Below are 20,713 nucleotides of genomic sequence, written 5' to 3' on the forward strand. Positions count from 1 at the left end.
TGGGGTGCTGGAGGCCGTGATGGCCCGCGCCCATCGGGTGGAGGCGGTGCGTTGTGTCGGGCCGAGCGGCAACAGCATTGATCTGCCGGGTGAGCTGGCCGTGTTGCCGCGCCGCGTGCTTGATGAGCTGCTGTGTCGCCATGCCATCGCAGCGGGGGCGCGCTTTGTGGCCCCGATGCGCTTTGAAAAACCGATCTTGAATGATGGTGTTGCCACGACGGCGGATGTGTCGCCGCGCGTGGTCGGCGCTTGGTTGCGCCAAGGCGAGCGCTCGTTCGAGATCCGCGCGGACTGGGTGATTTTGGCCACCGGGGCGGCGCTGGTGCCGCTGACCGCTGTCGATTTGTGCCAGCGCCGCAGCCCCAGTGGCATTGCGCTGCGCGGCTATGTGCACAACCCCGCCATGGCGGCACAGATCCGCAGCATGGATGTGGTCTGGCATCGCAGCCTGCGGCCCGGTTACGGCTGGGTCTTTCCGGTGGGCGGCGATGTCTTCAACATTGGCGTGGGCATCCTGCCCGGTCGAGGCAAGCCGATGCCGGAGGTGAATTTGCGCAGCGTGCTCGACGCTTTCACGCACTGCTACGCCCCGGCGCAGGCTTTGATGGCGGGCGGCACGTTGGTGGGTGACTTCAAAGGCGCGCCGCTGCGCTGCTCTCTCGACGGTGCGGGCCACAGCCGCACGGGCTTGTTGGCGGTGGGCGAGGCCATCGGCAGCACTTACGCCTTCACGGGCGAAGGCATCGGCAAGGCGATGGAAACCGGCATCCACGCGGCTGAAGCGATCTTGGCCGGTGCATCGGACGCCGAGGTTCGCGCCGACTACGACGCGCGCTTGGCCCGGCTCAAACCGCGCTTTGATCTCTATGAGCGCGCCAACCGCGTCAATGCCCAACCGTGGCTGACTGATCTGGTGATCTGGCGGGCGCGCCGCAGTCCGCGCTTGCATCGCCGCATGGCGGGGCTGCTCAACGAAACCAGCAACCCCGGCAATCTGTTCAGCCTGAAGGGCTGGCTGCGGTTTTTTACCGAATAAACGGAGTTTTCTGTGTGTCAATTGCTGGGTTTGAACGCCAACACCCCGACCGATCTGGTCTTCAGTTTCACCGGCTTTGCCCAGCGGGCGGTCGAGCACAAGGACGGCTTTGGCATCGGTTTTTTTGAAGGCCCCGGCGTGCGGTTGTTTGTCGATGACCAAAGCGCGCACCTCTCGCCGGTGGCGCAGATGCTGCGCACGTATCCGATCAAGAGCCGCCACATCATTGCCCACATCCGCAAGGCCACCCAAGGCCGGGTGGCGCTGGAAAACACCCACCCGTTTCAGCGCGAGCTGTGGGGGCGCTACTGGGTGTTTGCGCACAACGGCAACTTGACCCACTTTCAGCCCAAGCTGCACGCGGCTTTTCATCCGGTGGGGGGTACCGACAGCGAGCGCGCTTTTTGCTGGTTGATGCAAGAGCTGGCCAAAAACCACGCCAGCCTGCCCACCGTCGAAGCCCTGACTGAAACCCTGGCCGAGCTGGTGCCGCGCATCACGCCGCACGGCACGTTCAACTTTTTGCTGAGCAACGGTGAGGCCTTGTGGGCGCACTGCTCGACCAAGTTGCACTACGTGTTGCGCCGTCATCCTTTCACGGCGGCCGAATTGCGCGATGACGACGTGCAGATCGACTTTGCCCGCCACACCACGCCCCAAGACCGCGTGGCGGTGATCGTGACGGAGCCGTTAACGCGCAATGAAGCTTGGCAGGCGCTACAGCCGGGCGAGTTGGCTGTTTTTAAGGAGGGGGAGCGGTTGATGCGAGGGCGTTTGCCGGTCGTGACATAACACCTACCGTCTTCTTTTTTCACTTTCTAACCTACTCACCGGACAAATGTCCATCAACAATCGATTGTGTGAGCCGTCGTGTGAGCTGCGGTTGTCTTAAGGAGGTGGGGCATGGATATTTTTGAAACCACTCGGAACATCATGGCAAGCCTGCCCGAGGGGCAGCGCTTCTCGGCGGATGACGCCGCCTTGCTGATGCGCTTTCGCGATCAGTTGCTGGTCATGGAAGACGAGTTGGTGAAGGGCTTTTACGACACGATTCAAGCCAACCCGCAAATGGCCACCTTGATCGGCCATGGTGCCCGTGCCGACCGCGAAACCTCTTTGCGCCGTTGGTGGCAACGCACCTTGCATGGCCCGTTCGACGACAAGTACTGGGCATGGCAATCGTTGGTGGGGGTGGTCCATATCAAGGTCGGGGTGAAGAACCCGATGATGATGGGGATGTGGACGTGGGTGCTGGGGTGGTTGCGTTCGCAGATCACCCCGGATGCCGTGGGTGGTGCCGACGTGGCGCGCGATCTCATGAGCAGTGTCGAGCGTCTTGCTCTGACGGCTCAAGCCGTCACGGCGGAGAGCTATTTGACGTATTACCTTGAGACAGTGATCCGGATCACGGGATTCAAACCTGCGTTGCTGGAACGCATGTTCAAGTCAGAAATTGATGTACTTGTGGGTGAGGTTCGGGCGCAGCTTGGCTCGATCTGAAGCTGGGTGTGCCTTTATTGGTCTTTTGAAAGGGGTTCTTCATGCGCGCAGATGTTCTCAATTCCATTCTCAGCGAGCTCAACGGCTCCACCGCTGACATCGAAGCCTCGGCGGTTCTTTCGACCGACGGTTTGATGATGGCGTCCTTGCTGCCTGCCAGCATGGATGAAGACCGGGTGGGGGCCATGAGTGCGGCCATGCTCTCCTTGGGCGATCGCACCGCGCGCGAACTGGCGCGAGGGGAGTTGGAGCAAGTGCTGGTCAAAGGCCAGCGGGGCTATGTGTTGATGGTGCATGCCGGTAACGACGCGGTGGTGACCGTTTTGCTCAAGGCCAACGCCCGTTTGGGGTTGATCTTTTTGGACGTGAAGCGCGCTGCCGACAGCATCCACAAGATCATCTGACCCCTTCGTGGGTTGTGACGCCGCGTTGTTTTTCTGCGGCATCCCTCAACCCATGACCGTGGTGCACCCACAACACTCGTGGGTCTGTTGAGCTGGGCTTTGCGCGAAGGGGTGCACGCAGGGTTCAGCTTCCCTCCATCAACCTGATCGGAACGAAAGATTCGGGCCGGTTACGGCCCGTCGATCTGAGTCCTTGCTGAATGAGTCGATTCACCATCGTCAAGGTTGCTTGACGATGGCTGAAATCTTAATAAAACCTTGTCTGACCCTGTTGCAATGAATATTCACGCATTTGACGAGGCGTGACCATCATTCATGGCTGTGTTGTTTACGATCAACGCTTGTTTTGCATACACTTGATCCAAGTCAAGTGAGCTTATTTATATATGTGAGCTCGCTGATGGGGGATACATTTTTCTCAAGGGTATGTTATGGACATTTTCGAAATCACACAGAAAATCATTGAGGACATTCCAGAAGGTCAGCGTTTTTCATCAGCAGATGCTGAATTGCTGATGCGCTTCAAGAGCCAACTTCTGGCTATGGAAGATGAATTGGTCCAGGGTTTTTACGACACGATTCAAGCCAATCCACAGATGGCCTGCCTGATCGGGCATGGTGCCCGTGCTGAGCGTGAAACCACCCTGCGACGCTGGTGGCAGCGCACGCTGAACGGGCCCTTCGACGACAAGTATTGGGCGTGGCAGTCTTTGGTGGGCGTGGTGCATATCAAGGTGGGTGTGAAAAACCCCATGATGATGGGCATGTGGACTTGGGTTTTGGATTGGATGCGATCCAAAGTCACGCCGGAGTTTGTCGGTAGCGCCTCCCTTGCGCGCGACATCATGAGTAGCGTCGAGCGACTATCTCTCACCTCTCAAGCGATCACCGCTGAGAGCTATTTGGTGTATTACCTCGAAACCGTGATTCGCATCACAGGGTTTAAACCAGCTTTGCTCGAACGTATGTTTAAATCAGAAATCGATGTGCTGCTCGGCGAGGTCCGTGGTCAGCTCGGTCAAATTTAAACTAAAAGCAACGAATTTCTTATTTTCAAGAGTATTTTATGCGCGCAGATGTTTTAAATTCCATTCTTCATGAGCTCAACGGCTCCACGGCTGACATTGAAGCTTCGGCGGTTCTTTCGACCGATGGTTTGATGATGGCGTCCTTGCTGCCAGCCAGCATGGACGAAGACCGGGTGGGTGCGATGAGCGCTGCCATGCTGTCCTTGGGGGATCGCACGGCGCGTGAGTTGGCACGGGGTGAGTTGGAGCAAGTGCTGGTCAAAGGCCAGCGAGGCTATGTGTTGATGGTGCACGCGGGCAACGACGCGGTGGTCACCGTTTTGCTCAAGGCCAACGCCCGGTTGGGGTTGATCTTCTTGGATGTGAAGCGCGCCGCCGACAGCATCCACAAGATCATCTAAGACCCTTCAGCCCAGGAGATGCACCATGTGGTGGGTATCGTTTGATCATTCTTGGTCGTTCATGGCCTACGTCTAAGGAGCCACGGCGCGCACCTCGTTACCATCGCCAACCTTGATGTTTAGGTTCTTGCGTTGACGGGGTGTGAGCATGGATGCTTTGGGGCGAAGCGGTGGGTGGCGGGTTGGGCGGCTGTGGGCGGTGGGCGTGGCTTTGGTGCTGGCTCAAGGCGTAGCCCAAGCGGGCGGGGGCTTGCTGGGCATGGACTCTTGGCAGCCGCGTCATGACGACGGCATCTGGTCGCGCAACAACCAATACATCGCCGATGGCATCGTTTTGAGCGCGGCCATCGGCACGGCCTTGTGGGAAGGCACCGATTCCAACGCCGGCAAGCTGGCTTGGAAGACCATGGACAGCATGGTTGCGACGGCGGTGGTGACGGAGGTGATGAAAAACACCTTCAAGCGCAAGCGTCCCTCCGAATCGACCAGCCCCGACGATTGGTTCGCGGGCTCGGGCTACAAAAGTTTCCCCAGCGGCGAAACCGCCATGATGGCCGCCGCCGTGGCTCCGGCCATCGCCCTTTACGCCGACAGCAACCCGGCGGTTTGGGGCTTGTTGGCGGTGCCGGTCTACATGGCCAAGGCCCGCATGATGGCCAACGGCCACTGGCTCTCTGATGTCTTGGTGGGCGGCGCGATTGGCGGCTATGTGGGCGTCAAGATCGCCAAGCGTGATTCACCCTTTCTGCTCGGTCTGACCCAAGACGGCGTCTTCGTCGGCTACAAGAAGCGGTTTTGAGGGCGTGAAAGCGTACTTATGGCGGCGGCTGGGCCAGAGCGTGCCGACCCTGCTGGGGGTCGTGCTGCTGGTGTTTGGCCTGTTCAAAGGCTTTGGCGGCGATCCGGCCGAGATCTTGGGCGGGCTGAATGCCTCTGCGGCGCAGGTGCAGCAGATTCGCACCCAGCTGGGGCTGGATCAGCCGCTGTGGATGCAGCTGGGCTTGTTCTTGAAGCAGGTTCTTACCCTCGATTGGGGCCTGAGCTGGGCCACGCATGAGCCCGTGAGTCAGTTGCTGGCCAGCCGCTTGCCGGCGACCTTGACGGTGATGCTGCCGATCCTGCTTCTGGATACCACCCTTGCGACGCTGTTGGCGCTGGCCGTGGCAGCGGTGCGCGGTTCACTCACCGACCGGCTGCTGATGGTGCTGACCACGGTGGCACTGTCGATCAGCTTTTTGGTCTACATCATCGTCGGCCAGTGGTTGTTGGCCTTTGAGCTGGGCTGGTTTCCGGTGCAGGGCTGGAGCAGCAGTCTGTGGACCAATCTGGCGCTCTATGCGCCGCTGCCGGTGCTGTTGGCGGTGCTGGTGGGGGTGTCACCGCAGACGCGGCTCTATCGCAGCTTCATCCTTGAAGAAATCGGCCAAGACTACGTGCGCACCGCGCGCGCCAAAGGGCTGGGTGAGCGGGCCGTGCTGCTGCGCCATGTGCTGCGCAACGCCTTGATCCCGATCGTCGCCAACGTCAGCGTGCAGTTGCCGGGTGTGTTTGTGGGCTCCTTCTTGATCGAAACCTTCTTCTCGATCCCCGGTCTGGGCCGTGAAGTGCTGCTGGCGGTGAACCGCAGCGACTATCCGGTCATCCAAGCGGTGACGGTTTATCTGGCGCTGCTGACCATGGGCATCAACCTGCTGACCGACGTGCTCTACCGGCTCATCGACCCCCGGGTGGTGTTGCGATGAGGTGGGGTGGCATGAACAGTAACCGTGGTGGTGGGCGTGGGGTGTGGGCTTTGGCATGGCAGCGCTATCGCCAAGACCGGGTGGGGCTGGTGGCGCTGGCGGTGGTGCTGCTGTTTGGCGGGCTGATTTTTCTGACGGCATGGGGCTGGGTGGCGGCGGATTGGCAGCGCGAGCGCGCGCTCCCCTATGCCCCGCCCGACTGGATCGGTCCGGCACCCGCACTGGCCCCCATCTTGGCGGCCCCCAGCGGGCCGGTGCTTGATTTGAGCGCCATCGATCCACTGGCACCGCGCTACGCCGCTTGGGCTGAGCGAACGGCTTACTGGCGCGCCCAAGACGGAAAAGTCGGCAAAGACGGGGCGCAAACCATGGTGCGGGCCAGCACCTTGCCTTTTGGCGCGGATCGGCTGGGGCGCGATGTCTGGGCCAAGGCGGTGCAGGGCACGCGCATCTCGGTCACGGTGGGTGTGTTGGCGGCGCTGCTGGCCACGCTGATCGGCACCACCTTGGGCGCGCTGGCTGGTTTCTGGGGCGGTCGGGTGGGCGACGTGTTGGAAGGCTTTTACAACGTCTTCACCGCCATCCCCGGCATCTTGCTGATTCTGGCTTGCGCGGCGGTGATGGGCCGGGGCATCACCAGCGTGGTGGTGATTTTGGGGTTGACTGGTTGGACCGGCGTGTACCGCTTGGTGCGCGCCGAGTTCATGAAGCACGCCGGGCGCGATTACGTTCGGGCCGCCGAAGCCATCGGCGTGAGTCCGGGCGCGCGCATGCTGCGCCACATCCTGCCCAACGTCAGCCATGGTGTGCTGGTGCAGTTGTCGATCTTGGTGGTCGGCTTCATCAAGTACGAAGTGATCCTGTCCTACCTCGGGCTGGGCGTGGCCATCGACCAAGTGAGCTGGGGCACCTTGTTGGCCGAGGCTCAGAGCGAGTTGATGCTGGGCTGCTGGTGGCAGCTGGCGACGGCAACTGCCTTCATGGCGCTGTTTGTCACCGCCTTTGCGCTCATGACCGACGCGCTGCGTGACGCCCTTGATCCGCGTTTGCGCGGCTTGGAGGCATGAGATGACGGCCCCGTTGCTCAGCCTGCACGATCTGCACGTCGCTTTTCGGCTGGACCGCACGCAGCGTGCCCACGCCGTGCGCGGTGTGAGCTTTGATATCGCGCCGCATCGCACCGTGGCGTTGGTGGGCGAGTCGGGCTCGGGCAAGAGCGTCACCGCCATGTCGATCCTGAACTTGCTGCCCGACAACGCCGAGCGCAGCGGACGCATCTTGTTTGAAGGCCAAGATTTGCTGCGGGCCACGCCCAAGCAACTGCAAGGCTTGCGCGGTCGTGCCATCGCCTGCGTCTTTCAAGACCCGATGGGCTCGCTCAATCCTGTGCTGTGCATCGGCGATCAGCTTGCCGAGCCGTTGCAGCTGCACTTGGGCCTGAGCCGTCGCGCCGCGTGGGCGCGCGCCGCCGACTTGTTGGCCGAGGTGGGCTTGTCAGAGCCCAAGCAGCGCTTGCACGCTTGGCCGCATCAACTCTCGGGCGGTCAGCAGCAGCGCGTCATGATCGCCATGGCCTTGGCCTGCGAGCCCAAGCTGTTGATTGCCGATGAGCCGACCACCGCGCTCGACGTGACGGTGCAGCGCCAGATCCTTGATCTGCTGGCGCGGCTGAAAGCGCGTCACGGCATGAGTTTGCTGTTCATCAGCCACGACCTCGGTTTGGTGGCCGAGATCGCCGACGAGGTGGTGGTGATGCGCCACGGCCAAGTCCGCGAACAAGGCGGGGTGGCTCAAGTGTTGAGCGCCCCCGCCGACCCCTACACCGCCGCCTTGTTGGCTTGCCGCCCGCGCCTCGATGGCCCCTTGCCCGCACGCCTGCGCAGCATCGACGAGGAGGTGGCATCGGCGGCGGTCCCCCGCCGGACCTCCTTGGCGGCCCCACCGCTGCTTGAAGCGCGGGCGTTGAGCCACCGCTACCGCGTGGGTGGCGTCGAGGTGGGCGGGATGCAGGAGGTGAGTTTTGGCCTTCAGCCGGGCCGCACCTTGGGGGTCGTGGGTGAGTCGGGTTCGGGCAAGAGCACCTTGGCGCTGGCCCTGTTGCAGCTGCACAGCGATCAGGGCCGCAGCGCCGGGAGCGTCTGGCTTGGGGGCGAACGCTTTGAGCCCCGCCAAGCTTCCCGGGCCGCCCGGGCTGGAGCGTTGGCGCAGCGCAAGCGCTTGCAGATCGTGTTCCAGAACCCGCTGGCCTCGCTCAATCCACGTTTCAGCATCGCCCAGACCCTGATGGAGCCGCTGCGGCTGCACGGCTTGGGTGCGGATGAGGCTGAGCGCCAAGCGCGGGCCGAGGCTTTGCTGGTGCGTGTCGGCTTGGACGCCAGCGCCTTGGGGCGCTATCCGCACGAGTTCTCCGGCGGCCAGCGCCAGCGCATCGCCATCGCCCGCGCACTGGCGCTCGACCCTGAAGTCTTGGTGCTCGACGAAGCGGTGTCGGCGTTGGATGTCTCGGTGCAGGCGCAAGTGCTCAATCTGCTCAAAGACCTGCAAGCCGAACGCGGTTTGGCCTATCTCTTCATCAGCCACGACTTGGCCGTGGTGCGCTTCATGGCCGACGATATTTTGGTGATGCAAGCCGGCCGGGTGGTCGAACAGGCCCCCACTGAAACGCTCCTTGCCCGCCCCCGCGAGGCCTACACCCAAGCGTTGTTGGCGGCCGTGCCCAAGGGGCGTTGATTAACCCTTTGCGGCTGGTGCTGCTGGTGTGGGTGGGCCGAATTGGCGTGGCGGTTTGGGCGAGCGGGCGTAGAGGCCAGCGACCTTGGGCAGGTTGGCCTCGATGTCGTGGATACGCGTGCCGCTGGCTGGGTGGGTGGAAAGAAATTGCGGCGGGGCGTTTTTGTTGGCCGCCATCATCTTTTCCCACAGGGTCACGCCCGAGTGCGGGTCGTAGCCGGCACGCGCGGCCAGTTCAATCCCGACTAAATCGGCTTCGGATTCATCTTCACGGCTGAATTTCAGGGTCAGCAATTGCCCGCCCATGTCGGCCACGGTGCGGCCCACTTGGCCCAAGCCGAACAGGGCGGAGCCGATTTCGATCAGGCCACGTGTGGCCGTTTGCTTGCCCATGCGTTCGCGGGCGTGCTCACGCAGGGCGTGGGCCATTTCGTGGCCCATGATCATGGCGACTTCGTCGTCGCTGAGTTGCAGCTTTTGCAAGATGCCGTAGTAGAAGGCGATCTTGCCGCCCGGCATGCAAAAGGCGTTCAGCTCTTGCGAGCCGATCAGGTTGACTTCCCATTTCCAAGTGCGTGCGCGGTCGTTCCATTCGTAGGTGAAGGGAATGACGCGCTCAGCAATCGCGCGCAGTCGAATGACTTGCGGATGGTCCGGCGGGGCCAAGGCCTTTTTCTGGCTGGCCTCGTTTTGCATCTGCACGTACTGCTGCTTGGCGGCGGTTTCGACCTGATCGGCCGACACGATCTGGGTGAACTTGGAGTTCGGCCCCACGTCCACGCCTTCGCGCGCCCAAGCCGGCAGGGCCGCCGCCGCGCCGGCGCCGAGGATCAAGCCGGTGAAAAGCCGTCGGTTGCCGACCCCACCAAGACGGCTGCTGCCATGCAAGCCGCAGTCGCAGCCCAGCCGGTGGGGCAGGGGGGTGGTGATGGAGGCATCGGTGATGAAGTCGGAGGGCTGGTTCATGCCTTTATTTTAGGCAGCAAGTGGGGCCGTCGTGGGGGCCTCGCGTCGATAGACCAGCATGCGGCCCTTGTAGGCGGCAGCCTCAGCCGTGGCGACGCTATCGAGGCGCTCTTCATGGCGCTCAAAACCTTGGGCGGCCATGTGGCGGTTGAAGGTGGGGCGGTTGCCGCGATCTGGGTCCACGATCCAGACTTCGGCGCAGGCGTTGGCGTGGTGTTCGATGAAGCCGGCCAGATCGCCGTTGCTGTCGCGCTCGTAGAGCAAATCGCTGCCCATGATCAGGTCAAAGCGGCCTTGGACGGCGTTGTCATCGTCCGCGTCTTCGGCCTTGCCCCACTGGCCTTGGCGGTACTTCATGGGGGCCATGTCGTTGAGACGCAGGTTTTCCAGCAAGAAGCTGCCGGCCATCGGGTGGCAATCGCTAGCAGTCACATCAGCGCCGCGCCGATGGCCAACCAAGCTGGCCAAGGCCAAGCCGCAGCCGATTTCTAGGATTTTTTCTGCCGTGACTGGGCGCAGGGCCATGCGGGCCGCGAGGTGTGCACCTGAGGGCCAAAGCAGCCCGAACAGCGGCCATGTGGCCGAAGAAATACCCAAGCGTTCTGCCAAGCCCTCGGGGTCGGAGAACTGTTCCCGGTCGAGCAGTGAGCGGATGACGAGATCAGAGACACCGTGAACGGCGATGTGCTCTTGCTTGGTGTGGTAGCCGGGCATGGAATCCTTGGGCGGGTAAGCCGATCTGGCTCGAAAAACAAAACGGCACCCGAAGGCGCCGTTTTCTCAGCATGGTGCCAGATTACTGGGCACCGGCTTCGCGCAGGAAGATTTCAACGCGACGATTCTTGGCACGGCCTTCGGTTGTACCGTTGTCCGCTACCGGGTCAGCGGCACCCTTGCCGCTGACGTCGATGCGTGAAGCAGCAATGCCTTGACCCACCATGTAGTCACGCACGGCTTCGGCACGGTTGATCGACAGTTGGGTATTGGCGGTTGCCGAGCCTGTGCTGTCGGTGTAGCCGACGATGCTGACCAAGTGGGTGGCATCCAAGCCGCTGGCCAGCTTGTTCAGCACCGGTTGCATCACCGGCTTGACCTTGGCTTGGCCGACGTCGAAGGAGAAGTCGCCAGGCACGTTGACCTTGAGCTGGTTGTCAGCGGTGCGAGCGATGTCCACGCCGGTGCCCTTGGTGGCGGCTTCCATGGCGGCCTTTTTGTCTTCCATCTTCTTGGACCAGATGTTGCCGGCGACAGCACCCACGATGCCACCGATGGCGGCACCCTTGCCGGTGTTGCCGGTGGCCTTACCGATCAGTGCGCCCAAGCCTGCGCCCCCCGCAGCACCGATGGCGGTGCCCTTTTGGGTCTCGCTCATGCCGGCGCAGCCGCTCAGCAAAACGGCAGCGATGGTGGCGGAAAGGATCAGGGGACGCGTGGTGAAGCGAATGTGCATGTTGAAAACTCCTCGATGGATGGTGGTGTGAACAAATCGAGCGCGATGCTCGACGGTGTTGCATGATTGTCTCTGCAAGTCCTGAAGATAAGCACACCATTTGTAACAAACAACCGAGGCGCGACAATCCCCCTTTTGTTGCGGCGACCCGAACGTGAATCCCACTCCTCTTTTCTTGCCTTGCGCCGCCGGCGCAGAGCCTTTGCTTGCCGATGAAGTGCGGGCGATTCTGTTGGCCGCTGGCACGGCCCGCGCCGCTGACTCGGTCAAGGCCGCGCGCGGCGGGGTTGCCTTGGTTGGCAGCATCCAGACCGCCATGCGTCTGCACCTTGAAAGCCGTTTGGCCCAGCGTGTGCTGTGGCAAGTGGCTGAAGGTCCGTACCAAGGCGAAGACGACCTCTATGAGCTCGCGCGCACGGTGCGTTGGGCCGAGTGGATTCGTCCCAAGCAGACCCTGCGTGTGGACACCACCGCGCAGCGCTCCCCGCTCAAGAGCCTGCATTTCGCCAGCTTGCGCATCAAGGATGCGGTCTGCGACGGCATGCGCGAGGCCACGGGCGACCGCCCGGATGTCGATCCGCGCTTTCCTGATCTGTCGCTGGTGCTGCACTTGCAAGAAACCCACGCGCTGCTCTATGTCGATCTGACCGGCGAGGCGTTGTTCAAGCGCGGCTGGCGCGAGGACAAGGGCGAAGCGCCGCTCAAGGAAACCTTGGCTGCGGCTATGCTGGCGGCGGCCGGTTGGCAAGGCCGTGAAGAAGACGGGATCTTGCTCGACCCCTGCTGCGGCGCGGGCACCATCGCCATTGAAGCGGCGCAGATCGCCTGCGGCATCGCCCCCGGCATGCAACGCAGCTTTGCCTTTGAAAAGCTGGGGCCCTTCCGCATGGAAACGGCGGCGGTGGCTTGGCGCGACATGAAGGCTGAGGCGCGTGCGCGCGTGCATGCCCCCTTGGTGATGGTGCAGGGCGGCGATGTGTCGTTCCGCATGACCGACTTCGCCACCCGCAACGCTGAGCGGGCCGGGGTGCTGCACGCCATCGAATTCAAAACGGCCGACGCCTTGCAGCGCGTAGCCCCAGCTGATCACGGTGTGTTGATGCTCAACCCGCCGTATGGCGAGCGGATCGACGCCAAGGGCACGGGCTCCGGGCACGACCCGCACGCTGGGATGGCGCGCGAAGGCTTTGAAGGCGGTGGCACCTCGCAAGCCTTCTTCTCGGCCTTGGCCAGCCACTGGAAGCACCAATACGCCGGTTGGACCGCTTGGGTGCTGAGCCCCGATGCCAAGCTGCCCCAAGCCATGCGCTTGAAGGAAAGTCGGCGCGTACCGATGTGGAACGGCCCGATCGAATGCCGCTTGTTCCGCTTTGATCTGGTCAAGGGCTCGAACCGATCGGATCCGCGTCGTTGATCATCCCGAGGCCCAAGAAGGAGAGCCCCATTGCGTCGTGCCAAATATGGGTTGACCCTGCTGGGCTTGGTGATCGCCTTCCTGCTCTTGATCGGTCAGGAAGCCTACCGATCATGGCAGGTGGTCAAAGCAGATGCGGCCACCGATGCCCGCAACCTGACCCAAATCTTGGCATCGCGCTTGGAGCTCGAATTCGGCGCTGCCGAACGGGTGGTGTCGGTGATTGCGGCGGATTTCGATCCCAAGCTTCTTCGACCTGAGCGGGTGCGCCGTGAGCAGTCATCGGTGTCTCGCTGGCTGCGATCCCATCGCCATGCCATCACCTCGGCCTCCGCATTGCGGATTTTCGATGCGGCAGGCAATCGGCTCTACACCAGCATGGAGGGTGAGCAAGGGGTGCTCAATATTGCTGATCGGGACTTCTTTCAAGCGATTTGCAAGCAGCCGACGGCCGCGAAAATCTTCTACTCCGATGTCCTGACCGGGCGGTATACCGGTCGGGCGTCGATGTACATCAGTCAACCCCTGCTCGATGCTCAAAAGCATTTCTTGGGGGCGGTGATTGCCGTCATTGACGTGTCGGTGCTGCAAGAGGATCTACAAAAATTGGATCTCGGCCCAGGCGGTGTGATCGCCCTGAGACGCATGGATAACGGGGCGTTGTTGATCCGCTATCCCGGCAAGATCGAGATCCAGAACAAGCCGGATCCCCAGATCCCGATCCGGATGGCCATCCTTCAAAAGCATGAGCCGCGTGGCACGCTGGAGGTTGCTTCACCGATCGATGGTGTGCAGCGCACGCTGGGCTATCAGGTCTTGGCGAATCAACCCTTCTTCATCACGGTTGGGTTGGCTGAAGACACCTATTCGGCCGAGTGGCGCGAGCATGTGCGGGTGCTGGGGTTCTCCGCGATGGCTTTTATCGGCATCCTTGGGGGCGTGTTTTACCGGCTGTATCGGTCGGAGCTCAAACAAGCCCAAGATGAGCATGCCTTGCGAGACAGCGAAGAGCGCTTTCGGACCATCGCCGACTACACCTACGATTGGGAATACTGGCTCTCACCCGAGGGCGGTGTGCTCTATGTCAGCCCTGCCTGTGAGCGAGTGAGCGGGTACACGCCTGAAGAGTTCTATGCCGATCCAGGTTTGTTGGATCGGATCGTGCTGCCGGAAGACATACCGCTGTACCGCGAACATCTCCACACCCTCGAAACCCACGTGTCGGCCCAAGTGGTGTTTCGTATCGTGTGCAAGAGTCGGGATGTTCGTTGGATCGCGCACGGTTGTCGGCGGGTGATTGCCAGCGATGGCCGCGATTTGGGGCGACGGGTCAACAACCGCGACATCACAGATCTGAAGTTGGCAGAACAGCGGGCGCATGAGTTGGCCTTCTTCGACGCCCTGACCGGATTGCCGAATCGACGCATGTTGCTGGATCGACTTGATCAAGCCCTTTTGCAAGCGACGCGCTTTCAACGGCCCATGGCGGTGATGTTCATCGATGTGGATCACTTCAAGGCCATCAATGATCGTTTTGGTCACGAGGCGGGGGACACGCTGTTGCGACAGATCGCCCTGCGCTTGGTGTCGTGTGTGCGATCGGTCGATACGGTGGCGCGTTCCGGTGGGGATGAGTTCATCGTGATCTTGAGCGAATTGACCGATCCCCAAGATGTCCGGTTGGTGGCCGAGAAGATGGCTTTGTCCTTTCATGATCCGATCCCTTTTGGAACCGATCAACTGCACGCCACCTTGAGTATCGGGATTGCCGTACGCGCAGCGCATGGGTCAGAAGGGGCGGCGACGCTGATGCGCCGGGCGGACATGGCGATGTACGCCATCAAGAGTGCCGGTCGCAATGGCCATCGAATTTGGTCGCCGGGTGATGGCACGACCGTGGCTGTGTGACCAGGGTTACAGACGGATGCAATGGGGCTGCCCACAATCGCGCCTCTTCTCTCCTGACCTCGAAAGATTCCCATGAAGAAAAGTGCCTTCCTTGCTCTGAGCTCCCTGACCGTGCTGCTGGCCTCTTTGGCGGCTCCGGCCCACGCGGGTGAATGGACCTTCTTGCCGATCTTGAAGCCGGGCTACAAGGCTGCGCCGTCGCTGGCGCTGACCGTCAACAGCAACGACGCTTCATCGCAAACCACCGATGCCGTCGGTCTGGACTTCAACTTCAACTGCGGCTTGGTGCAATCCCCGGATCAGCGCATCCGCACCCACTTCAACCTGAGCCAATCGGACAAGAACGGCACCAAGGTGACGGGCTATGAGCTCTCGCCGCGCTACACCATCCCCTTCGGTGATGGCATGTCGGCTGGTTTTGGTCCGAGCTTGGCGGCGTTCAGCGTCGATCAAGGGGCCACCAGCACCACGCTTTACGGTGTGGGCGCCGCTGCGGGTGTGAACTACCGTGCGGGCATGCTGTTCGCTGGCGCTGATCTGCGTATCCACAGCACCAGCATCAAGAACGGTGTCGATTACAGCCCGACCAGCTTGGGTCTGAAGATCGGCGTGAACTTCTAACGTTCCATCGATGGTTGGATCGATTTCTGCGGACAATCTCGGCATGGATATCAGCCAACAACCTGCCTCTCATGCCGAGATGCCCTCTGCCCCGATGCATCCGGGCGAGGCCCGGCGTCGCCACGTCATGGGCGATGTTTTTGTGGACCGCGCCTTGGCGCAGGCCGACGCTTTTTCAGCGCCGCTGCAAAGCTACGTCAACGAGCACGCTTGGGGCTCGACGTGGCTGCGCGAGGGCTTGGCGCTCAAGCAGCGCAGCCTGTGCACCGTGGCGATGCTGGCGGCGCTGGGTCGCAGCCAAGAACTCAAGGGCCATCTGCGCGGCGCCATGAACAACGGCGCCACGCTGCTGGAGATCCGTGAGGTGCTGCTGCATGTGGCGCCCTATGCGGGCGCCCCAGCTGCGATCGAGGCTGTGCGCACCGCCCAAGCCTGGATGGCCGAGAACGGTCTGTGTTTCGACGCGGCCGAGCCGGTTCCCCCGGCCCCGCCAACGCCTTAACGGCCGTAGGTCGCGGTGAAGCTGGCCTGACCGATCTTGTTGGCGTTGATCATGAAACCGATCAACGCGGCGGTGGCGTCAGCCGGGACCTCCAGCGTGGCGATTTTCAGCGCATAAATCGTGAAGACGTAGCGGTGCGGCTTGTCGCCCACGGGCGGGCAGGGTCCACCGTAACCGGTCTTGCCGAAATCGGTGCGACCTTGCTGGGTCGAGCCTGGCAGGCGCATGCCGTTTTCAGTGCCCGCACCTTCGGCAAAACCACTGGCTTGGCCGGGGATGTTGTAAGCCACCCAATGCCACCAGCCCGAGCCGGTCGGTGCATCCGGGTCATAGACCGTCACGGCAAAGCTTTGGGTTTTGGCCGGGGCGTTGCTCCAGCGCAGTGCGGGCGAGAGGTTGCCGCCTGAGCAGCCGAAGCCGGAAAACACATGCTTGTCAGCGATGGTGCTGTCCGGGGCCACGCTGGGGCTGGTGAGGGTGAAATCTGCGGCTGCGGCCGTACCGCTGGTCAGCGCTGCTGCGCTCAGGGCCAGTCCTGCGGCGAGCGTTCGAAACGAGGTCTTGGACATCGAGGTCTCCGGGTCAAAGCCTTGGAAGGCGTTCAAAGGCGTGTGGAAGGCCTGCATCTTGCCTTGCCTGCGCGGCTTTTGCTGAGGTGTGTTTCGGCTGGCAAAGCCTTTTGATCTTGCAGAGGCGATCGTGTCACGATAGCGGCACATTGACCCGATGTGCCATGTTCAAGGAGACAGCGATGAAATCCCGTTCCAGCGGATGTCTGAAGGGTGGCTTGTACGCCGCCGCGATGTTGATGGTTTGCGCCGGTCCAGCTTGGGCCGCCCTTGATGTGGGCGTCAACGCCCCCGACTTCAGTGCTCCGGCCGCCCATGCCGGCAAGGCCTTCACCTTCTCGTTGAACAAGGCGCTCAAAAAAGGTCCGGTGGTGCTGTACTTCTACCCCGAAGCCTTCACCAACGGCTGCACCATTGAGGCCAAGTCCTTCGCGGATGCCATGCCCAAATTCAAGGCCTTGGGCGCCACCGTGGTGGGCATGTCGCACGACGCGATGCCGATCCTCAAGCGCTTCTCGGTCGAGGCCTGCCACAGCAAGTTCTCCGTCGCCTCCGACCCGGCCATGGACACCATCAAGAAATACGACGCCGCCCTCTGGCAAGGCGACCAAGCCGGCCGCATCACCTACATCATCAGCCCCGGCCACAAGGTGGTCTACGCCTACGCCAGCGACAGTCCTGACCAACATGTTGAACTGGCCTTGAAAGCGCTGGAAACGTGGAAAGCCGCCCATGCTCCGATCGCTGCTCACCCGCCAAGTAAGGCTGGGAGTCGCTGATCACTGTGACGAGTGAACCCCGGACGGAGGGTCCGGGGTTGTGGTTGGTTTTGAAGTTTTGTATTCGTAAGAGCCCGTTTAGAAACTCGTAGAAGATTCGTCAAAGTTGCATCAACTGCTCTTCCGAGGGCATCCACTTGCCCAAGATTCCTTAAAAATGGCATGGCCGATGGCGGACTGCATTTTTGCTTCTGAAGGTTAGACACCACAAGAAGATAACAAAACACTGCGTCGAAACATAGGCGGAAAGACAGCGGTTTAAAGTGTTTTGAATACAACTCCAAACCATCAATGATTGGAGTTGCAATATTTCTATTCAATGCCGAACAATTAAATCTCGCTGAGCACGTTGCCATTAGCATCCATCACTTTCACCTTGGTGATTTCGCCCAGAACCGTGCTCTCACCTAACTTGGTGTCGGCTAAAAAGAAATAGATGCGCGTATTGATGCCGTTGTGTTTGATGCGCAAAGCTTCAATCGTTCGTGCTTGGCCTTCATCTGGAACTGTGAGCTTACTGAATGCATTCCCATTTGACCACTCAAGTTTATAGCGATAGGCAAAGTTATCAAACATGAAATAACGACTACTTCCGGCAATATTGTTGCTGGCAAATGATTTGGACGCGAAATCATACTTATCCCAATTGGCATCAATATTCATGTAGTAGTAGCGCCCGTCTTTTGCTTTTGATATTTCCTTATCAATGCCGGGCTTAAGCGCATTCATGATGTCACGTTTTTTGAATTCGTCTGATTCTCTGGTATATTCTGCTGAGATGTTTTCTGCGATCTTTGCGTAGTCAACAGGCATGCCACTGATAGCCAAGTGCGAGAATAAAAGCTGCTTACCGTTGTTCATTTCTTGGTATTGGGTCAGTGGAATCGATTTGTCGGCTTTTGGCGCGTCAGCTGCCTTTTGTACTTCAACTGCTTTCTTTGCTGCGGATGATGACATTGCATCGTTGAGTGAAACTGGATGGGTATCTTTATCTTTTTTGGAGCAGCCCTGCAGAACTGCAACGACACAAATCACAATGGCGAGAATTTTTTTCATGATTACTCCAAATCAAACAGTTGCACTAGATGCTAGATATTTTTTCACGCCAATGGCAGCAAGGTACGTTGCCACTAGAGCTGAAATGTAGAAACCCAATCCCATGGAAATGGCTTTCAGAGTCATGGAAATCATTTCAGATATCATTTTTTCGACGGCTTGCTGGCCCACCATCCCTGATGCCATGCCCTGTGCATCCGATACATGATGCCTAATGGAGATATACATGCTCAGACCAATGCCGACCATGTAAATCAATGGTGCGCAATAGCAAAGTTGCAGGTATTTATTGCTATGGAAATGCGGAGCGACAGGTGCCAAGATGGCCGCGTACATCAGGAATCCATAGAAGCCTGATTCAGCATATTTTATGCTACCTACCCACTGAAGGTTTCCACCTGAGTTGACCAACTTGAGAACATCATAGAAACTGATGCTCTCGCTGTAAGAGTCTAAAATCTGAACAGTAATGGTGGCGAAGAAGAGCCAAGCTATCGTTAACAATCCGATGGCAACCAGAGTCGGCATACCCACTCGGGCAACCAAAATTCCCAAGTATTGTTTGCCATTTTCTGACGCCAAATTGAGCGCTTTTTGTGCTTGCTCTTTTGCAAGTGATGCTTCGTCTACCAGTGACACCGTGGCCACATTTCCTTGAGCGTCCAGTCCTATCTCAACAACTGCCCCCACTCTGGGTGGCGTGCTGGATTTCCAATGAGTCTCCAGCGTAAATGGTTTCTGTTCACCATTGACGAAGATAATGCCTGGGCCGGCATTGGTATCGCGCATTATTTTTCCACGGATCATGCTATTTCCTTGTTTGCCTTTGCAAGCGGTCTTCTCTTCATAGATGATCGCGACGATCATTTTTTTGACAGGCGCGGTAAGAGCCCGTTTGGAAACTCATTTGACAGACCTGCATGAGTGATTCGGACGAATAGGCACCCTAGGATGTGCTCAATTCTTCAGAGAATCTTGGGTAAGTTGATGCTTTCGACAGAGAGCAGTTGAGACAACTTTGACGAGCCTTCTGTGAGTTTTCAAACGAGCTCTGAGGGCCGGTTAAGCCAGCATTGTGTTGGCTTGTTATTTGCCAATGTAATTAATGATTCTGCAGAAATAATCCTTGACCGCATCCTCTGATGTAACCATGCCAAATCCTGTTAGAACTTGGATGTTTACAAGGGTTCCACCTTTTCTTTCTTCTACAGATGCTGTGATCTTAGTTTCTCTAGCGTCTTTTAAGAGTAGATCTTGTTGCGATGCTATAATAATTCCGCTGTCTCTATCTAAGGTTTTTATTGTTTGGCCTTCGAATGAAATCTGCTGACTTATTTTATTCAGGGCTGTTTTCTTTGATATGTTTGGGAATGACATTGAAGTCATGAATCTTTTTCCGGATAGACCCGTCATAGAGCCATCAGTTGTGAAATTCTTAGCGCATGGCCTAAGGTCTGGTTTTTCATTGCCAGTGGTGGTTACTGATGAACAACCGCTGATGATGATTGATAGAGCAATGCCAACAATGGCTGTATTCGACTTATGCATGCTATTCCTTCAAAAAATAATCAATGTTGTGCAGGGCGACGACCTTCATTGATCACCTGAATCATGAGCTCGAACCAGCGATTTCTGTCTACTTCCTTGGGCATATGAATCATCCATGAAGGATTTTCGAAATCAGCCACATGAATTAGTAAACCTGTATTTATGGCATTGCTACGAGATTTATCTAGGTTGTGCATCAAGCCTGTAGCTCCTCCTCCATAGATCATGCCACCTGTCTGTGCTTTTTTCTCCCAGCTACGTACCATGCTCCAAGGGTATGTCTTTCCAGTTCCATTGCACCAGAAGAATATGGCTTCTGATTCAAGATGTATGGCTATTCCATGCCATTTCAATCCATTCCAATAATGATAACTTGGTTCTCCAATTCCTCCTGAAGAGCACATGGCCATGAATTTATTTTTCTGATTATCTCTCCAATATATAAATACCCAGATAAAAATCATCAAAGGCATTGCAAAAAGTACACCAGCCATGTCGGCTTTTGAAACCAATGAAATGCTACCTATAGCAGCAAGAGGTGAAGAGATAAATATCAAGGCAACAAGCAAACTATACGGCAGCTTGAATTTAAGATTATTCATGGCAAAAATGAATCCATTACAAGCCCGAAGACGATCACATCGGGGCATAGTTAAAAATTAATGCCTAATGAGCATAAACAATGGGCTTCTCAAATGAGATTCATGACAGATCACGATCTCACGAGTCACCGTGTGTGATGTCTCATTCATAGGTGTTCATTTCAAAAAATCTTCCCAAGATTTCCTCTCTTTCGTCCATTGATGCCACCGGACTCTGGTTCGAGCCTTGATGACCCGCAGAGTCTTCGACGCGGTCTTGGCAGCTCTTTGATAGATCCAAAAAAAACAACCAAAAGTTTAGCTTAATTGTGAACTAAAAGTTCAATGACCTTGATCAAGAACTGAACGATCTGTTCATGAATGAGAAGCTTGAATTCGCTGAAAGACTGCGTGAGGCCATGACGCGGGCGGGCTATGCGGCGCGGCCTTCGGTGTTGGAGCGCGAGTTCAATACGCG

At 58.8% G+C, this 20,713-nt stretch carries 23 protein-coding genes; 15 read left to right on the forward strand and 8 right to left on the reverse strand.

What is annotated here, in order from left to right; translation table 11 throughout:
• From AB3X39_RS13150 to AB3X39_RS13195, 10 genes are all read left to right on the forward strand, one after another.
• The coding region (locus AB3X39_RS13150; protein ID WP_369417835.1) for an NAD(P)/FAD-dependent oxidoreductase at nucleotides 1-1,036 on the forward strand (1,036 nt) is incomplete at its 5' end.
• 12 nt (nucleotides 1,037-1,048) lie between these two features.
• Entirely contained in the window at nucleotides 1,049-1,828 is a 780-nt protein-coding gene (locus AB3X39_RS13155; RefSeq protein ID WP_369417836.1) for a class II glutamine amidotransferase, read from the forward strand.
• 111 nt (nucleotides 1,829-1,939) lie between these two features.
• Nucleotides 1,940-2,536, forward strand: a complete 597-nt coding sequence (locus AB3X39_RS13160) for a protoglobin domain-containing protein (protein ID WP_369417837.1) — start codon at nucleotides 1,940-1,942, stop codon at nucleotides 2,534-2,536.
• A 41-nt stretch (nucleotides 2,537-2,577) separates the two neighbouring features.
• Nucleotides 2,578-2,940: a roadblock/LC7 domain-containing protein gene (locus tag AB3X39_RS13165; RefSeq protein WP_369417838.1), complete on the forward strand. Its 363-nt coding sequence runs from the start codon at nucleotides 2,578-2,580 to the stop codon at nucleotides 2,938-2,940.
• A 431-nt stretch (nucleotides 2,941-3,371) separates the two neighbouring features.
• Complete coding sequence (locus AB3X39_RS13170) at nucleotides 3,372-3,968, forward strand: protoglobin domain-containing protein (RefSeq protein ID WP_369417839.1); 597 nt, start codon at nucleotides 3,372-3,374, stop codon at nucleotides 3,966-3,968.
• Between the two features lie 38 nt (nucleotides 3,969-4,006).
• On the forward strand, nucleotides 4,007-4,369 hold the full coding sequence (locus AB3X39_RS13175) for a roadblock/LC7 domain-containing protein (protein WP_369417840.1): 363 nt from the start codon (nucleotides 4,007-4,009) through the stop codon (nucleotides 4,367-4,369).
• A gap of 148 nt (nucleotides 4,370-4,517) precedes the next feature.
• Nucleotides 4,518-5,168 carry a phosphatase PAP2 family protein gene (locus AB3X39_RS13180; protein WP_369417841.1) on the forward strand — a complete coding sequence of 217 codons (651 nt, stop codon included), beginning with the start codon at nucleotides 4,518-4,520 and terminating at the stop codon, nucleotides 5,166-5,168.
• A 4-nt stretch (nucleotides 5,169-5,172) separates the two neighbouring features.
• A complete protein-coding gene (locus AB3X39_RS13185) occupies nucleotides 5,173-6,111 on the forward strand; it encodes an ABC transporter permease (protein WP_369417842.1) in 939 nt (312 codons plus the stop codon).
• 11 nt (nucleotides 6,112-6,122) lie between these two features.
• Nucleotides 6,123-7,178 carry an ABC transporter permease gene (locus AB3X39_RS13190; RefSeq protein ID WP_369417843.1) on the forward strand — a complete coding sequence of 352 codons (1,056 nt, stop codon included), beginning with the start codon at nucleotides 6,123-6,125 and terminating at the stop codon, nucleotides 7,176-7,178.
• Between the two features lies 1 nt (nucleotide 7,179).
• Nucleotides 7,180-8,841: an ABC transporter ATP-binding protein gene (locus tag AB3X39_RS13195; protein WP_369417844.1), complete on the forward strand. Its 1,662-nt coding sequence runs from the start codon at nucleotides 7,180-7,182 to the stop codon at nucleotides 8,839-8,841.
• Here the strand turns inward: AB3X39_RS13195 and AB3X39_RS13200 are convergent, their stop codons facing one another.
• The 3 genes from AB3X39_RS13200 to AB3X39_RS13210 all read right to left on the reverse strand — a co-directional run bounded on the left by AB3X39_RS13200 (nucleotide 8,842) and on the right by AB3X39_RS13210 (nucleotide 11,257).
• Nucleotides 8,842-9,807, reverse strand: coding sequence for a M48 family metallopeptidase (locus AB3X39_RS13200; RefSeq protein WP_369417845.1), 966 nt, complete (start codon nucleotides 9,805-9,807; stop codon nucleotides 8,842-8,844). It lies immediately after the preceding gene.
• Nucleotides 9,808-9,816: 9 nt separating this feature from the next.
• The gene (locus AB3X39_RS13205) at nucleotides 9,817-10,521 is read right to left on the reverse strand and encodes a class I SAM-dependent methyltransferase (protein WP_369417846.1); all 705 of its coding nucleotides are present in this window, start codon (nucleotides 10,519-10,521) and stop codon (nucleotides 9,817-9,819) included.
• Between the two features lie 82 nt (nucleotides 10,522-10,603).
• The gene (locus tag AB3X39_RS13210; RefSeq protein ID WP_369417847.1) at nucleotides 10,604-11,257 is read right to left on the reverse strand and encodes a YiaD family glycine zipper/OmpA-like lipoprotein; all 654 of its coding nucleotides are present in this window, start codon (nucleotides 11,255-11,257) and stop codon (nucleotides 10,604-10,606) included.
• A gap of 154 nt (nucleotides 11,258-11,411) precedes the next feature.
• Between AB3X39_RS13210 and AB3X39_RS13215 the strand changes: the two genes are divergently transcribed.
• The 4 genes from AB3X39_RS13215 to AB3X39_RS13230 all read left to right on the forward strand — a co-directional run bounded on the left by AB3X39_RS13215 (nucleotide 11,412) and on the right by AB3X39_RS13230 (nucleotide 15,702).
• Complete coding sequence (locus tag AB3X39_RS13215) at nucleotides 11,412-12,671, forward strand: THUMP domain-containing class I SAM-dependent RNA methyltransferase (protein ID WP_369417848.1); 1,260 nt, start codon at nucleotides 11,412-11,414, stop codon at nucleotides 12,669-12,671.
• A gap of 30 nt (nucleotides 12,672-12,701) precedes the next feature.
• Nucleotides 12,702-14,579 carry a bifunctional diguanylate cyclase/phosphodiesterase gene (locus AB3X39_RS13220; protein ID WP_369417849.1) on the forward strand — a complete coding sequence of 626 codons (1,878 nt, stop codon included), beginning with the start codon at nucleotides 12,702-12,704 and terminating at the stop codon, nucleotides 14,577-14,579.
• A 72-nt stretch (nucleotides 14,580-14,651) separates the two neighbouring features.
• Nucleotides 14,652-15,200, forward strand: a complete 549-nt coding sequence (locus tag AB3X39_RS13225) for a hypothetical protein (protein ID WP_369417850.1) — start codon at nucleotides 14,652-14,654, stop codon at nucleotides 15,198-15,200.
• A gap of 79 nt (nucleotides 15,201-15,279) precedes the next feature.
• A complete protein-coding gene (locus tag AB3X39_RS13230) occupies nucleotides 15,280-15,702 on the forward strand; it encodes a carboxymuconolactone decarboxylase family protein (RefSeq protein WP_369417857.1) in 423 nt (140 codons plus the stop codon).
• Here AB3X39_RS13230 and AB3X39_RS13235 read toward each other — a convergent pair.
• Complete coding sequence (locus tag AB3X39_RS13235; RefSeq protein ID WP_369417851.1) at nucleotides 15,699-16,271, reverse strand: YbhB/YbcL family Raf kinase inhibitor-like protein; 573 nt, start codon at nucleotides 16,269-16,271, stop codon at nucleotides 15,699-15,701. The genes AB3X39_RS13230 and AB3X39_RS13235 overlap by 4 nt on opposite strands.
• A 182-nt stretch (nucleotides 16,272-16,453) precedes the next feature.
• Between AB3X39_RS13235 and AB3X39_RS13240 the strand changes: the two genes are divergently transcribed.
• Nucleotides 16,454-17,050 (forward strand): peroxiredoxin, encoded by a 597-nt coding sequence (locus tag AB3X39_RS13240; protein WP_369417852.1) that lies wholly within the window; start codon nucleotides 16,454-16,456, stop codon nucleotides 17,048-17,050.
• Between the two features lie 330 nt (nucleotides 17,051-17,380).
• Here AB3X39_RS13240 and AB3X39_RS13245 read toward each other — a convergent pair whose 3' ends face one another.
• The 4 genes from AB3X39_RS13245 to AB3X39_RS13260 form a co-directional block, all read right to left on the reverse strand.
• Nucleotides 17,381-18,106: a DUF4852 domain-containing protein gene (locus tag AB3X39_RS13245; RefSeq protein ID WP_369417853.1), complete on the reverse strand. Its 726-nt coding sequence runs from the start codon at nucleotides 18,104-18,106 to the stop codon at nucleotides 17,381-17,383.
• 12 nt (nucleotides 18,107-18,118) lie between these two features.
• A complete protein-coding gene (locus tag AB3X39_RS13250; RefSeq protein ID WP_369417854.1) occupies nucleotides 18,119-18,973 on the reverse strand; it encodes a hypothetical protein in 855 nt (284 codons plus the stop codon).
• A gap of 219 nt (nucleotides 18,974-19,192) precedes the next feature.
• Nucleotides 19,193-19,654 (reverse strand): hypothetical protein, encoded by a 462-nt coding sequence (locus tag AB3X39_RS13255; protein ID WP_369417855.1) that lies wholly within the window; start codon nucleotides 19,652-19,654, stop codon nucleotides 19,193-19,195.
• Between the two features lie 20 nt (nucleotides 19,655-19,674).
• Nucleotides 19,675-20,256 (reverse strand): DUF4755 domain-containing protein, encoded by a 582-nt coding sequence (locus AB3X39_RS13260; protein WP_369417856.1) that lies wholly within the window; start codon nucleotides 20,254-20,256, stop codon nucleotides 19,675-19,677.
• Nucleotides 20,257-20,713 lie beyond the last annotated feature (457 nt).

It is taken from the genome of Leptothrix ochracea (genome assembly GCF_041083635.1).
Taxonomy (GTDB): Bacteria; Pseudomonadota; Gammaproteobacteria; order Burkholderiales; family Burkholderiaceae_C; genus Sphaerotilus; species Sphaerotilus ochraceus.

What these genes read in the sequence shown, in the direction of transcription:
- AB3X39_RS13160 (WP_369417837.1), top strand. Translation starts at nt 1,940, where the DNA reads ATGGATATTTTTGAAACCACTCGGAACATCATGGCAAGCCTGCCCGAG.
- AB3X39_RS13165 (WP_369417838.1), top strand. Translation starts at nt 2,578, where the DNA reads ATGCGCGCAGATGTTCTCAATTCCATTCTCAGCGAGCTCAACGGCTCC.
- AB3X39_RS13170 (WP_369417839.1), top strand. Translation starts at nt 3,372, where the DNA reads ATGGACATTTTCGAAATCACACAGAAAATCATTGAGGACATTCCAGAA.
- AB3X39_RS13175 (WP_369417840.1), top strand. Translation starts at nt 4,007, where the DNA reads ATGCGCGCAGATGTTTTAAATTCCATTCTTCATGAGCTCAACGGCTCC.
- AB3X39_RS13180 (WP_369417841.1), top strand. Translation starts at nt 4,518, where the DNA reads ATGGATGCTTTGGGGCGAAGCGGTGGGTGGCGGGTTGGGCGGCTGTGG.
- AB3X39_RS13190 (WP_369417843.1), top strand. Translation starts at nt 6,123, where the DNA reads ATGAACAGTAACCGTGGTGGTGGGCGTGGGGTGTGGGCTTTGGCATGG.
- AB3X39_RS13195 (WP_369417844.1), top strand. Translation starts at nt 7,180, where the DNA reads ATGACGGCCCCGTTGCTCAGCCTGCACGATCTGCACGTCGCTTTTCGG.
- AB3X39_RS13200 (WP_369417845.1), bottom strand. Translation starts at nt 9,807, where the DNA reads ATGAACCAGCCCTCCGACTTCATCACCGATGCCTCCATCACCACCCCC.
- AB3X39_RS13205 (WP_369417846.1), bottom strand. Translation starts at nt 10,521, where the DNA reads ATGCCCGGCTACCACACCAAGCAAGAGCACATCGCCGTTCACGGTGTC.
- AB3X39_RS13210 (WP_369417847.1), bottom strand. Translation starts at nt 11,257, where the DNA reads ATGCACATTCGCTTCACCACGCGTCCCCTGATCCTTTCCGCCACCATC.
- AB3X39_RS13225 (WP_369417850.1), top strand. Translation starts at nt 14,652, where the DNA reads ATGAAGAAAAGTGCCTTCCTTGCTCTGAGCTCCCTGACCGTGCTGCTG.
- AB3X39_RS13230 (WP_369417857.1), top strand. Translation starts at nt 15,280, where the DNA reads ATGCCCTCTGCCCCGATGCATCCGGGCGAGGCCCGGCGTCGCCACGTC.
- AB3X39_RS13235 (WP_369417851.1), bottom strand. Translation starts at nt 16,271, where the DNA reads ATGTCCAAGACCTCGTTTCGAACGCTCGCCGCAGGACTGGCCCTGAGC.
- AB3X39_RS13240 (WP_369417852.1), top strand. Translation starts at nt 16,454, where the DNA reads ATGAAATCCCGTTCCAGCGGATGTCTGAAGGGTGGCTTGTACGCCGCC.
- AB3X39_RS13245 (WP_369417853.1), bottom strand. Translation starts at nt 18,106, where the DNA reads ATGAAAAAAATTCTCGCCATTGTGATTTGTGTCGTTGCAGTTCTGCAG.
- AB3X39_RS13250 (WP_369417854.1), bottom strand. Translation starts at nt 18,973, where the DNA reads ATGATCGTCGCGATCATCTATGAAGAGAAGACCGCTTGCAAAGGCAAA.
- AB3X39_RS13255 (WP_369417855.1), bottom strand. Translation starts at nt 19,654, where the DNA reads ATGCATAAGTCGAATACAGCCATTGTTGGCATTGCTCTATCAATCATC.
- AB3X39_RS13260 (WP_369417856.1), bottom strand. Translation starts at nt 20,256, where the DNA reads ATGAATAATCTTAAATTCAAGCTGCCGTATAGTTTGCTTGTTGCCTTG.